This is a genomic window from Bacillus sp. ISL-57 (assembly GCF_018613135.1).
Lineage (GTDB): Bacteria > Bacillota > Bacilli > Bacillales > DSM-1321 > Peribacillus > Peribacillus frigoritolerans.
The window spans coordinates 470,193-482,517 of sequence record NZ_JAGGQV010000002.1 but is presented as its reverse complement, the minus strand read 5'-3'; the positions used below and the strand labels follow the sequence as shown (position 1 = coordinate 482,517).

The window sequence follows — 12,325 nt, the reverse complement described above, 5'->3', positions numbered from 1 at the left end:
ATACCATGTCTAAAAAGTAAGCCATCCCTCGTGGATGGCTTTTTTCTATTCAAATGTTAAAGTAGGTCCATTTATCCGTAGCCATTCTTTACGTTGTTCGTAATCGGGTAGGATAGATCGAACAAAATTCCAATATTCCTTACTATGATTCATATACTTCAAATGTGCTAATTCATGTACTAGTACGTAGTCTATAATGGGCATCGGTGTCATGATAATCCGAAAATTTAAATAGATGTTTCCTTCAGGAGTGCAAGAACCCCAGCGCATTTTTTGCTCCTTCAGTTGTACATGTTTAGGTGTAACACCCATCTTAGCACAGTACATGTCTATACGTGATTGCAACTTCTTTTTACCTTGTTCAAGATACCATGTTTTGAATAACTCTTGCATTTGTTGTTTCTTTTCACTTTCTGCTATTTTGTCTGGTAAAGTTGCGATAAATCTTCCTCTTGTAAAGGATAACTTTGCTTTCTGTAAACCCTCTTCCCTATATACCTTCAAGCGGTAATTCCGTCCTAAATATGTAAACTTTTCGCCGCTTACAAATTCTTTTACCAAAGGTGGTTCAGTTATCTCATTTACCTCTTTAAGTTTCTGAAGGATAGTGGGGGCTTTTTTTTGTATGATTTCTGTAACTTGCTTATCAGTAATTCCTATAGGGGCGATGAGCCGAATGCCATCCATCCATTCAACAATAATAGATACGTCTTTTTTATCGTCGGCATATTCGATGTCATACTCAATAGCTGTAGTTCCATATTGGAAAGTCGGCATGATAGAACTCCTTCCATTGTATATCATCATTTTACGGACATGAGTGTGTCGTTGCAACTGGTAATGTTAGTTCTGCTAGGCGTTGTGTATATATCATGTTATTTGACAGCGGAATGTAATGAGAGGTCTGGAAAGATGTGATTATATCATATAGTCTTTGAAAGAAGGAGGGGAGTAGTTTTCCACATTTCATACCTGTTCCATTTGTTCAAATCATATAAGTACCTCAATCCACATGAATATGCTTCATTGAAAATCCTCGATACGAGGCGGATATACAGTGTTTTTAATCTAACCAAAACAACTTGTCCCTTAGTATTTATAAGAGGAATCTCGAAGAATATGATTGCACAAGACTATGCTTAAGGTATCAGAGTTAAAGTAATTTCGGTAATTGAATGTTATAAATTACCTATGAAAAGTTCTTGGTAGGCATTTGTGGAGATTTCATAAGGTTTTTATGGGGAAATCCATGAAAAACAGCAATTCTGGGTTTGGTATAATAGAAGTATGAGTATGAAATGCAATAAGGGTTGCTATCCCAAGTTAATGAATACTTTGGTAGCTTTGGAAACAGATCTGGGAATCAGCTTGAATAAAAGGCATTCGCTTCGCTCACTGCTACGCCTCCCTTACGGTCGTTGTTTGGGACGCTCCCTTCGGTCACTTCGCCACCTAAAGGTGACGACCCTATCATGCTCATACCTATAAATGAGTATTCAATCCCATTTAACACAAGTAATAACATGGGTTTTAAAGGTTATTAAAAGCGTGCATCTTTTGACATAATATAAATCTAGATAGTATTAATATATTACGACAAAACTTGCACACTATATTAAAGGGTCTACTTATTTGTAAAAACCTAACTAATTTATGTAAGGAGGGAGTAAAAATGGCTGTCATAAACAGTCCTCTAATTGAAAGCAGGAAAATATAGTGACATTAACAACAGAAGAATTTGTAATGAAATTTGGATCGAAGACGCAAAAGGCTAAGTTCAAAAAGGACGGTAAACTAGGATCAAGAACTAGAGAATCTATTTTTAAAACAGCTGAGCAGGAATATGTAGTAGAAATCGTTAAGCAAGGTAGGAGTAACATATACGTATGTACGAAGCTTGATGAAAAGGTTATGAGGAAAGACGGTCGTGTAAGAAGCGGTAGAGAACAAGTTGAACATAGAATCCCAATGAACATAATTGTAGCAACTCACTTAGAATACGATATGACGAAACAAGCCAGTATGAGTTTAGGAAAATGGGCAGTTGAATTCGGACTAATTACAGAACTTGAATCTGACTTATTAAGTTCTAGACACAGCAGTACTATACGTCAAAAGCATATTGATTTGACTATTGAGAATGGTCTTCTTGAAGAAGACCAAACGAAGCTATTAGATGAGTTTACACTTCACTGCCTTGATATATATGGGCAATTGGTTAAGACCTTAGAGCATATGAAAAAATGTGGTATCATCTCTTTCTATGAGAACTGGATTGGGTATAGTAAAGAAGGAAAGATCAGTATAAACCCCGAGATAATGAAGAAAATTCAAAATACTAGACGGGATCTGATGGAGAAGCATAATGTTGTTGAATTCAATCTAACTGCACATCGTAATGCTAAAAAGGTTAAAAACTTTAAGCTCGAATGGAAACAAGCATTAGCAGAAGTAAAAGATGAGTTTGGCAATGTCCTAGGCATTAAGTATTACTGGAAAGAATACGCTGTGATATTGAAGGGTACAAGTAAAGCAGTGCAGCGATATCTTGAAACGTATTGTGCCGAAGCATTAGAAGCCTATGTGAATAATAAAGACCTGTTCATAAATCATAATGAAGCTACCTATGTGCTTAAACGTAAAGCCAATTTCATGAAGAAGGTAGAGAAACGCCACAAACAGAAGCTAAAGGAATACAAGGAAATGAAAGTTGGGTTTTCCACAGCAGAAGATGAAGAACTAATTAGATACTTTTACACACAGCAAGAACTTGAGGATATCATTGCAGGATATGACCTAGGTGTTAAGAGGTTGCACTTGAAGAATCTGTATATGGAGCGGATGGGGCAGCTATTCGATTTGTATAAGTTAAAAGTATAAAGCAATTACAACACTTTGAAGGAGTCTCATAATTGAGGCTCTCTTTTTTGTATATTGGATCAGACGATTGAACAAGTAGTCAGAACTTATAACATCGACTTACACAAACTAATAAAACCCTTCTTTTATTGTTTGCTACAAGTTATGTTGATTGTGAAGTACAGGAGCTGCCATCATTCGTTTCCTTGTTATTACACTAAAACGGGAGGCTTAATAACTAGCTTCAGACCATTCAGTATGCAAATACCTTCCCGTAACTAGGCAATAATAAAAAATCTCGACATATTACTATGCCGAGATTTTTTGTATAGCATCTTTAACCCAATTACCTATCTCGATAGTTGTAAAACCATTTTTCCTTATTTCGTAATCAACATCTGGCATTAGACCCTTAGGACGATAAGTAACTTATAAATCATCATTTCCTTCAGAATCTTTAATCCACTTCCCTTTGACAGCGAACATATTCTTTATATTAGATTTCAATTGATTTAGCTGAATTTAACATCCCACCTAATATTTTCTAATAAATGATGAATTTTCGACTAATAGCTTGATATAATGAGTTTAGACAAGAATGGAAAGTAGGTTAATGGTTTTGGGGGAAATAGCAGATAAAAAAGTACTCGCACTAGAAAATTTAGAAGTGGCATCTGATAAGCTTGATCCTTACATAAAGTCAATCAGAGAGGCGATACCAAAGGTCGGTGATAATGAAGAACATTTTCAAATTGACTTAAAAAGAAAACGATGGAAAAAAGGATATACAATCTTTAAAGAATGGTTCAGCTGGAGAGCCATTGTTTATGCGTTGCCAGTGAGCGTTATTGTATGGTTTTTTAAATTGAATGTAATTTTAGGTTTTTCTTTTCTAACAGCCACATTTTTTGTAATCATCTGTTTGTTAATTTACTATATTCTTGGGGTAAAAGCACTTTTCGATATGACAGATGAAAGTAAGGAAGAGTTTTTTCACTTTCGTGCCTATGCTAATCATCGCAGAGAATATGAAATATTTGCACAATACCTAATTAACGGTAATGTATTTCGTTTTAAGCAAGCATTTGAACTGATGAAGGAATGGGACAAAGACAACGAAAAGAAAGATGACATGATATTAAACCTTCAAAAGGATCTGAAAAAGATGGCTAACGATTCAGTAAGGTTGCCTGCCGAAGCTGAACAGGAAATCGAATTCGTGAATGGCTTGTCTGAAAAAATGTTGGACAAGATTAAACGAAAAACAGAAGGTACATTGACATTTAATGCTATGGATTTGGCAGGGCGTTATGCGATTTATCACTTAGAAGAAGATAAACTGGTCTTAGAGCATCCACCTACTGGAAACAATAATTTTCCTAAAACAGTGGATTTAGATGAGGAAGAAATGAAAACTCGGTCGTTTGTTAAAATTTTAAAATCTGATTATGATTGGGAAGCGGACAACAAATCGACAATTTCTTTTGTCAACGAATTGAACGAAGAGATTTATGTCTATACTGTTATTGTGAATGAACGGAATAGACATGCATTGAATCCTCAGACATCTTCAGGTAAAATAAATATAGATAGACTTGCGGATGTAGTATCAACAGCCTTTAAGTTGTTCGGGTATAACACAAGTAAAAAGAAAAGGGGCTGATTTGTATGGGACGTATGGTCGTAAAAGTGGACGGAAGAAAAAAGCGGACAAACGATAGTGCAATAAGTAATAGTGTTTTTGAGAGAGTCAGACGTGAAAGACAGGAAGAAAACCGTAAACTCCTAGACCAATACAAAAAGGAAATCAATAAAGTTGTTCATGCCCGATAATAAAGAAAAAAGACGAAGGTATTTTCATTTTCCTTCGTCTTTTTTCATGTACTTGTTATCCATATAATCAAGGTGTTTTTTTAATGCATCTAAGTCATTAAAGAGCTTTTCATAGCCTTCGTTTAATTTTTTGATTTCTCGTGTGAGATATGAAGGTTCATCGTAGTTTCCTCTTTTCTTTCTTAATGCCAATGGGTAAATTTCCATAATAAACACCCCTTCTGCATCCACCTATTACTTTATGTATACCCTGCTCTGATACATACTATGATAGCTATTTAAAAAATCCTTTAATCCTGTCCAAAATTTATCGAATAAATTATGCAATGTGACAAGCTTGCCATTCATACGCTTTAGTGAGGGGAGACATTTGGACGATTCAAACAAGCAACCCTTGACGTTCAGGATGCATCCTTCATAAACACGTATTAGGTAAGTTTCCAGACACGAGTGAAATAATAAGTGTTATTTTGTACAGTAGGATTAAACATATAGTAATTAACAGTTGTTGTTCGACAATGATCATCTATAGAAAGGTGTAATCTCTCATCAGGGTTACGAAAAAAGATATTATATCTGTCTTTAATTAGCTTGGTTGCGAGTCGGTGTAAAAATAGATCGTGCCTTAAGTTTACAATCAATAAGCATTACAATATTGTAAATTTAGAATATTAATTAGATTTACTTTACAAAATGTAAATTGAGTCCTTGAATCTATTTTTACAGTGTGCTATCTTTGATTCATCAGATACATATGGAGGAACGATGAACTTGAACATAGCATATATTAGAGTATCAACAGTTGAACAGAACGAAGCAAGACAAGTACAAGCAATGAAGCAGTACAACATAGATAAGGTGTATCAAGAAAAGGTTTCAGCTAAGAATATAGATAGACCTAAGCTACAAGAGATGTTAGATTTTGCAAGAGAAGGAGATACAATCTACGTTGCAGACTTCTCAAGATTAGCACGATCTACAAAAGACTTGTTAGAACTAGTCGAACTATTAGAATCAAAAGGAATTCAATTAGTATCCATTAAAGAGAATATTGATACCTCGACTGCAACTGGTAGACTTATGTTAAAGATGATTAGTGCAATTAATGATTTTGAACGTGAAAATATGCTTGAAAGACAACGTGAAGGTATTGCTATAGCTAAAGCAGCAGGAAAGTACAAAGGGCGAAAAGAAGTATCGATTCCAGACTTCGACAAGCAATATCAAAGATATATCATTCGAGAACTATCGAAGTCTCAGCTTGCAAAGGAATTAGGTGTATCAAGACCAACACTAGACAAATTAATTAAAGAGCATCAACAGGTGACTATTTAAAGGGACTTCCAGAAGGGAGTCTCTTTCTTTTTTATGGGTAGGGTAATTAATTATACTCGAAAGCTAATGGGGGGGATTTCCCACATTATAAACCCCGCATCTATAGGATAATTACAATAGTAGGTGTATCCACACGTCACGAATATTTAATCCAACCGCTTAAATATCTTCTTCTAGAAGAAAAAGTTCTGTACGAGTGGCATATTTGAGAAATAGGTATTGATGATAGAGCCGAGGACTATTCCTCGGTTTTTGTCATGCATTTTTTGTCAAAATATAGATAAAGAAACTTATGGCAAATCTGGTACTAATGTATTAGTATTGTAAAAGTATTGATTAGTTCTTAATAACGAATTTAGGGGGAAAAAACGTGCGTAATAAAGGTATTTTGTCATTGGTTGCTGTAGGTCTATTTGCTTCATCATTGTCTGTAGGTGCTGTGAAGGCTGAAGGAAACGAGAACGGATTAGCCAGGAAAGCTATTGAACGTCAAGTGGAAAAACCACTTAAAAAAGGTTTAGTGGATTCTAAAACGTTTAATCAACTTGAAAAAGAAGTAAAAGGTTCACAATCAAAGTCAGGCAAGGGTTATAGTAAAATGAGTGATGATGACTATATTTTTGAGGTTGAGTACAATAACGACTTTGCTACAGCAGATAACTCGTCATACATAAAACCAACAATTGGAAGATTACTTCCTTTGTATGATGTGGATTTTTCTAAAGTGGTCGTTCCTAGTGATGGATTTTTGCTTGTAGCAGGAACAGCATCCTCATATGCTATTGATCTAGGATTTGCAGCAGTACAAAAAGACTATGTTGAAAATAGTAACTTAAAATATCTAGGTAGCGAATATGAAGATGGCGTTGAATATAGAGGTTATGATGTTAAAAAAGGCACATACTATGTAGGTGTTTACGACCGAGATAATGAATACGATATTGATAATAATACAAGTGATGACATGTATGCTATCGCAACTGCATTTGTAGATGATGTTAAACCATCTAAGCCAACTGTTTATAAGGTTGATAATAACGACAAAGTAGTAACAGGAAAAGCAGAGGCTAGTTCTACGGTTACTGTTAAAAATGGAAGCAAAGTGTTAGGTTCTGCAAAGGCAACATCAAAAGGAACATTCTCTATTAAAATAGCTGTTCAAAAAGCAGGAACTAAATTGACGATCACAGCTAAAGATAGTGCAGGGAATGTGAGTTCAAGTGCATCGGTAACTGTTGTGGACGTTGTCGCACCAAGCAAGCCAACAGTAAAAAAAGTAGATGACAATGATAAAGTTGTAACTGGAAAAGCAGAAGCAAATTCAACTGTAACTGTGAAGGTAGGAAGTAAATCCCTTGGTTCAGCAAAAGCAACGTCTAAGGGTAACTACTCAGTCAAGATTAAAGCACAGAAAAAAGGAACTACACTTTCAATAACTGCAAAGGATAAGGCAGGGAATACTAGTTCAAAGGCAACTACTAAAGTTGTAAAACATTAAGTTCAATGAGAAAGAGTCGGGATTTCATATCTCGGCTTTTTGTTTATAAAAGGAGACAAATTTCTGGCAGATGTTAACGGTGTTATATTAAGAAATTGAGACAGATTAAAAAAAGAGATGCGTTCACATCTCTTTCATAAACCTTTTTCCTTAAGGTCGTTGGATTAAGCAGGGTTACACAATTCGAAGCAAGTATCATTGGTAAAACATTCGATTCAAATTTGATGAAGTAATTATAACCATGCAACAGAGGACAGTCCATATGGATTTTTCTTTTTATGGAATCTAAAATAGCTTGGAATGCCATTTTTGCGGTTCTGAGTCGAATCGCAACTAATTCATATTCATATTTGCAATCTATTAGGAAGCTATAAAAGGCGTGTGTGTGGGGGGGGGGTGATTACCACTTCATCACAGGTGCTGTTTTCAGAAGGGGTGCTAGGTAGGTGCATCCACACGAAAGGAAAAAAGGAAAAAAATAATCAGTGGAGAATAAGTAATGAAAGAGAATTGGAGATGAAGTATGGCAAAACTAAGTTTTGAACAATTGATTTATATGGCGATTATCACTGCCCTTGCAACTGGTATTATAACTTTCTTTGCTAATGTATTATTTCATTACTTGAAAAATAAGCTCGATTGGTTTGGTAGCGTAAAGACCTTTAAACGTGATTTTTCGTTTGAACAATTAAAAGAGCTTTATATTCCATCATATGCGATCGTGGCTCAATCGGAATTTTTAAGAAGATTTGAGCATTTTGATGATAAACCATATGATGAGTTTCCTTTTATTGAAGTAGCAAAAACCAAGACAAAAACTGTTTTAGGTTTAGTTGGAGGTCAAATAAAAAGAGAAACAATTAATTTTTCTGATGTTATAACAGAATTCAATAAAGAACAGCTATCAAACATGATTATTGATAAGGGTATTTTTGCTTCACAGGAATTGTTAAAGCTAGCAGTAGCTTATAGATATGTACATAAATTCTATACAGACGAAACGATTGAATCGGAGAAGTTAGAAAATTTCCAAATTCAAGAGGTGGATTTAATAAACAGGATTGTCAGACTCATTGTAAGAGAAACGAATGAAAAGCTTAAACAATGCAGTTTACACTATAGTGAAAATGAAATTGAGTTATCGACAATGTTAGTTGATTATGTGAAAACAGATATGGAGAAAGACACCCCTAAAACGCTTTGAAAGGCTCATTGGGGTGATGTCTCTACGATGAAAGCGGGTGAGCAGTTAATGAGACAGTGTTCTGGTGCTATTATCTCAGGAGGGCAAGGCACTTGCTAAACTGCGGGATGACTTCCGTGAAGGTAGACCAAGAAATCACTCCAAGCAACAAGTAGAACATGCCTTGAAATGGCTTGAGACTCATACATACAAGGAAGTAGAAGCAATGACAGTCATTACTAAAAGACGTTCATTCGCAGGAAGAATGAGCAACAAGCTAAACTTATAACTTAGATTCAGAGGTAATTTTGAGTATATTAAAAGTTTTGAATTGAATTAATTGGAGTATTTTGGTATAATCTAATTGTCTTATCTAACTGGTGATAAGAGGAGAAGGTTTGGCATTGTCAACTTCGGCAATGTTAAGAATTAGCTTTACGACTAGAGTCGCCAAGACGTCGATCAGTAAGTCAATGAGCATAATATCCAATCCTTCCACAATCAAATAGACAATCATTTGTTTAATTAGATTGTACCGTATAAGTGGAAACAAGTTAGCCTTACTGTCAGGTGATTTTGATGTGAAAGGTATTATTATAGACTAATACCCTAAACACCTTATTATCTTTCAGGCGAGAAAGTGTATGCTAGGGAGGTTTTCTGATGGATCAGAGTAATAGGCTACGATTACATAATCTCCCCAGCTCTTCACAAATAGACATGAAGAGATACCGCTCTAAAGGATATCTTCATTTTGATAAAAGAATAAAAATGGAGCATGTTTACCAAAAAATTCAGGATCAAGACTGGGTTGCGGGACATGCTTTTTTGCCATTCATTCATTATAAGATTAAGTTAAATAAGTATACGGTAAAGCCAGATGTTACTTCAAAAGATCTGAGATTATGTAAAGATCAGAAGTTCTTCAAGTTTAAAAAGCCTAAGGAAAGAATGATATACTATGCTTCGCATTTAGATAGTTATATATACAAGTACTATGGTGAGCGATTAAATGATGCCTACAATGAATATGCAATACAGAAGGGTATTGATGAAATTGCTATCGCATATAGGAATAATAAGTCAGGTGAAAATAATATCGACTTTGCAAAAGAAGTGTTTAAGTTTATCCTTCAACAGGATAATGCTGTAATTATAGCTCTAGATTTCACAAAGTTTTTCGATACTATTAATCATAAGGTTTTGAAAGAGAATATTAAAACAGTATTAGGTGTTGATAAGTTACCTTTGGATTTTTATAAAGTGTTTAAGAGTATTACTAATTTCAGTTACATCGATAAGGCAGCAATAGATGAATACTTAATTAGTAAATATGGGGAAAAGCAGTTGAAGAAGTTGAAAAAGCAAGGAACTCTAAAACGAATTATGAATCCTTCTGAGTTTAGAGAGTTCAAAAAATACCGTATTGAGTCACATGAGGAGAATTATGGAATTCCTCAAGGGTCAGGTATGAGTGCTGTTTGTTCCAATGTTCATCTTATTAAATTTGATGCGAGCCTAAAGAAATGGGCTGAAAGTAAGGGTGCTTTATATAGAAGATACTGTGACGACCTAATTATTGTTATTCCTTTGGCAAAAGACAACAAAACGAATGTTAATGCCTTGGTAGATGAAGTATATGAGATTATAAAAGAATACGATGATTTAAAGGTCCAAGAAGAGAAAACCGAGATACGCATCTATGAAAATGGACGAATAAAGACACTGGAAAATAAGCTCGACAAAATTGATTATCTTGGTTTCTTATTAGATGGTGAGACGATAAAAATTCGTGAGAAGAGTGTATTTAAATACTATAGCCGTGCATATAGAAAGGCAATGATATCTAGAAAAAGGACCAAAGTTAGGGGTATTAAAACTTACCGATGGAAGTTATATAAGCTTTATACTCATCTAGGCTATGATTATAAAGGATATGGTAATTTCATATCGTATGCCCAAGATGCGCATGAGAAAATGATTGAACTACCAGTTCGGGTTTTAATTAAAAATCAGGTGAGAAAGCACTGGAGTAAAATTCAAGGTAAATTACGTAAAGGGTAGTAGCGTCTAAAGAAATGTCTAATACTCGAGTTATTGAACACTTTTCGAAATATGAGAAAATCCTTAGAATTAGATGGACGATTCAAGAGGTGGGGGGATATTTCCATATTATGCGCCCACCTTCTATGATACAAAGCTAAAGGGTTAATCCACACATTACAAATAATTGTTATCCCCGAGAAACCCGCACTTATATTGACTCCCAAAATCCAATACTTATTGTTAGAACGCTCCTTTACTTGCTTAATGAAATATCGATTTTATAAAGATAAGGAGAGAGTTACCTCCTACATAATAAAAAACAAGAGGCATAGGTAAAAGGCATTCGATAAATGGATGTCTTTTCGTGCTTTTAAACACTATGTAAATGGGAATTTGTTTAGGGGAAATGGTTACACCAATTGACATGTTAGCATTGATAAAGAGGTGTTGCTAGAGGAACTTTATGATGAAAAATAAGGGAGCGAGTGAATATGCTTGACTTTTTTTGCCCATACAAAAGGTATAATAGGTATCTCCAATGCTTGATTACAAGGATGAAATAGAAAAGGTAGAGTAATCACTTTCAGTCGAAGCAGAAGGCTAGATCACAAAACCAACAAACTAGGTAAGAAAAAATGCTCATTGACGCTTTGTTGCCAGAGTTTAACAAGAGATTTATTGTTAGTAGACATTTTAATGCTATGAAAGTCTTACATAAGGTTAGGGGGTTGGAAGTTGAGTTATAGCCACGAGGAATGGGTAAGAAGGCATAATGAATGGAAAAGGCGTAGATATGACGAGCAATATAAGCAATATGTTATATATGATGGTTTGCCTATCCGAGATGTTCCCAAGGGTAAGGGTGGAGTCTACGTTTTCTACGATAAAGACCTCAACTGCTTATACGTAGGCAAATGTGGAGACTTTAGAAGGAGAATGTTGGAGCATACGATGGACAAATTTCTTAGCTACTACTTTCCCAAAGAAGTTCATTTGATAAGATTTTACATACTCGACTACCACGATGAAGATGGCAATCTGATTGGCAATCCTATTGGTGACGCTAAGAAGTTTTTAGAAGGGTATATGCAACTTATATGTAATCCTAGCAAAAATAATCGCTCTGCGTTCAAGACTGATGCAATAGAAAATGTAACTATAGTGAAGGACTATGACGGGTGCGACATATATTTGGAAGAAGAAAAAAGAAAGATAATTGATTAACGCTTGGCTTTTTGTGCTGTGATAGAGGAAATATATACTGCCTATGCAGAAACATGATGTAGACCTTAATGACATGCTTATAAAATTCAATCGGAGAGACACCTTTTTCAAATTGAACGGAGTCATCCTCTATTAACAATACATATTTCCCTTTCACTTTACTTCAATGAAATAATCTCAGGTATCGATTCACCATATTCAACATTTTCAAGAAGTCTTCGAAGAAACGAGCATGAGAAGCGTAATGAATTTTTAGTTCTCCAACTTCCACAATCCTTCTTCGGGTATGTAGGGGATTGAACGGTTATTGTTAATAAGAATTGTTTTTAAGCATGGATTGTAGTCCT

General features: G+C 34.9%; 13 protein-coding genes and 2 pseudogenes. 9 read left to right on the top strand and 6 right to left on the bottom strand.

Annotated features, from left to right (window positions below; all coding sequences use genetic code 11):
* Window positions 1-45: 45 nt before the first annotated feature.
* Together J7I90_RS05605 and J7I90_RS05600 are read right to left on the bottom strand one after the other, a co-directional pair.
* Window positions 46-777 carry a M48 family metallopeptidase gene (locus tag J7I90_RS05605; RefSeq protein WP_214768959.1) on the bottom strand — a complete coding sequence of 244 codons (732 nt, stop codon included), beginning with the start codon at window positions 775-777 and terminating at the stop codon, window positions 46-48.
* A 586-nt stretch (window positions 778-1,363) separates the two neighbouring features.
* Window positions 1,364-1,525, bottom strand: a complete 162-nt coding sequence (locus J7I90_RS05600; protein WP_214768956.1) for a hypothetical protein — start codon at window positions 1,523-1,525, stop codon at window positions 1,364-1,366.
* A 218-nt stretch (window positions 1,526-1,743) separates the two neighbouring features.
* Here J7I90_RS05600 and J7I90_RS05595 point away from each other — a divergent pair, with 218 nt between their 5' ends.
* The 3 genes from J7I90_RS05595 to J7I90_RS05585 all read left to right on the top strand — a co-directional run bounded on the left by J7I90_RS05595 (window position 1,744) and on the right by J7I90_RS05585 (window position 4,692).
* Window positions 1,744-2,880: a hypothetical protein gene (locus J7I90_RS05595; protein WP_214768953.1), complete on the top strand. Its 1,137-nt coding sequence runs from the start codon at window positions 1,744-1,746 to the stop codon at window positions 2,878-2,880.
* A gap of 577 nt (window positions 2,881-3,457) precedes the next feature.
* Window positions 3,458-4,522, top strand: coding sequence for a hypothetical protein (locus J7I90_RS05590; RefSeq protein ID WP_214768950.1), 1,065 nt, complete (start codon window positions 3,458-3,460; stop codon window positions 4,520-4,522).
* A gap of 5 nt (window positions 4,523-4,527) precedes the next feature.
* A complete protein-coding gene (locus J7I90_RS05585) occupies window positions 4,528-4,692 on the top strand; it encodes a hypothetical protein (protein WP_214768947.1) in 165 nt (54 codons plus the stop codon).
* A 24-nt stretch (window positions 4,693-4,716) separates the two neighbouring features.
* Here J7I90_RS05585 and J7I90_RS05580 read toward each other — a convergent pair whose 3' ends face one another.
* A complete protein-coding gene (locus J7I90_RS05580) occupies window positions 4,717-4,899 on the bottom strand; it encodes a hypothetical protein (protein ID WP_214768943.1) in 183 nt (60 codons plus the stop codon).
* A 564-nt stretch (window positions 4,900-5,463) separates the two neighbouring features.
* On the opposite strand from J7I90_RS05580, the gene J7I90_RS05575 reads away from it, so the two are divergent.
* The 4 genes and pseudogenes from J7I90_RS05575 to J7I90_RS05560 all read left to right on the top strand — a co-directional run.
* Window positions 5,464-6,027, top strand: a complete 564-nt coding sequence (locus J7I90_RS05575; RefSeq protein ID WP_214768940.1) for a recombinase family protein — start codon at window positions 5,464-5,466, stop codon at window positions 6,025-6,027.
* 370 nt (window positions 6,028-6,397) lie between these two features.
* Window positions 6,398-7,525, top strand: coding sequence for an Ig-like domain-containing protein (locus J7I90_RS05570; RefSeq protein WP_214768937.1), 1,128 nt, complete (start codon window positions 6,398-6,400; stop codon window positions 7,523-7,525).
* 523 nt (window positions 7,526-8,048) lie between these two features.
* Window positions 8,049-8,729, top strand: coding sequence for a hypothetical protein (locus J7I90_RS05565; protein ID WP_214768934.1), 681 nt, complete (start codon window positions 8,049-8,051; stop codon window positions 8,727-8,729).
* Window positions 8,730-8,799: 70 nt separating this feature from the next.
* Window positions 8,800-9,002 (top strand): annotated as a pseudogene (locus J7I90_RS05560) (recombinase family protein); the annotation flags it as partial.
* A 79-nt stretch (window positions 9,003-9,081) separates the two neighbouring features.
* Here J7I90_RS05560 and J7I90_RS05555 read toward each other — a convergent pair.
* Window positions 9,082-9,225 (bottom strand): hypothetical protein, encoded by a 144-nt coding sequence (locus J7I90_RS05555; RefSeq protein WP_214768930.1) that lies wholly within the window; start codon window positions 9,223-9,225, stop codon window positions 9,082-9,084.
* Window positions 9,226-9,371: 146 nt separating this feature from the next.
* Here J7I90_RS05555 and J7I90_RS05550 point away from each other — a divergent pair, with 146 nt between their 5' ends.
* Entirely contained in the window at window positions 9,372-10,772 is a 1,401-nt protein-coding gene (locus J7I90_RS05550; RefSeq protein WP_214768927.1) for a reverse transcriptase domain-containing protein, read from the top strand.
* 717 nt (window positions 10,773-11,489) lie between these two features.
* Entirely contained in the window at window positions 11,490-11,978 is a 489-nt protein-coding gene (locus tag J7I90_RS05545; protein ID WP_214768924.1) for a GIY-YIG nuclease family protein, read from the top strand.
* On the opposite strand, the gene J7I90_RS28045 is transcribed toward J7I90_RS05545, so the two are convergent.
* Both J7I90_RS28045 and J7I90_RS28040 read right to left on the bottom strand, forming a co-directional pair.
* Window positions 11,911-12,135, bottom strand: coding sequence for a DUF3898 domain-containing protein (locus J7I90_RS28045; RefSeq protein ID WP_396020407.1), 225 nt, complete (start codon window positions 12,133-12,135; stop codon window positions 11,911-11,913). The genes J7I90_RS05545 and J7I90_RS28045 overlap by 68 nt on opposite strands.
* Before the next feature lie 13 nt (window positions 12,136-12,148).
* Window positions 12,149-12,287 (bottom strand): annotated as a pseudogene (locus J7I90_RS28040) (DUF3900 domain-containing protein); the annotation flags it as partial.
* Window positions 12,288-12,325: the final 38 nt, after the last annotated feature.

Coding starts and splice junctions, on each gene's coding strand:
- J7I90_RS05550 (WP_214768927.1), top strand. CDS start 9,372: ATGGATCAGAGTAATAGGCTACGATTACATAATCTCCCCAGCTCTTCA.
- J7I90_RS05585 (WP_214768947.1), top strand. CDS start 4,528: ATGGGACGTATGGTCGTAAAAGTGGACGGAAGAAAAAAGCGGACAAAC.
- J7I90_RS05605 (WP_214768959.1), bottom strand. CDS start 777: ATGCCGACTTTCCAATATGGAACTACAGCTATTGAGTATGACATCGAA.
- J7I90_RS05565 (WP_214768934.1), top strand. CDS start 8,049: ATGGCAAAACTAAGTTTTGAACAATTGATTTATATGGCGATTATCACT.
- J7I90_RS05555 (WP_214768930.1), bottom strand. CDS start 9,225: ATGATTGTCTATTTGATTGTGGAAGGATTGGATATTATGCTCATTGAC.
- J7I90_RS05580 (WP_214768943.1), bottom strand. CDS start 4,899: ATGGAAATTTACCCATTGGCATTAAGAAAGAAAAGAGGAAACTACGAT.
- J7I90_RS05595 (WP_214768953.1), top strand. CDS start 1,744: ATGAAATTTGGATCGAAGACGCAAAAGGCTAAGTTCAAAAAGGACGGT.
- J7I90_RS05600 (WP_214768956.1), bottom strand. CDS start 1,525: ATGTTATTACTTGTGTTAAATGGGATTGAATACTCATTTATAGGTATG.
- J7I90_RS05590 (WP_214768950.1), top strand. CDS start 3,458: ATGGAAAGTAGGTTAATGGTTTTGGGGGAAATAGCAGATAAAAAAGTA.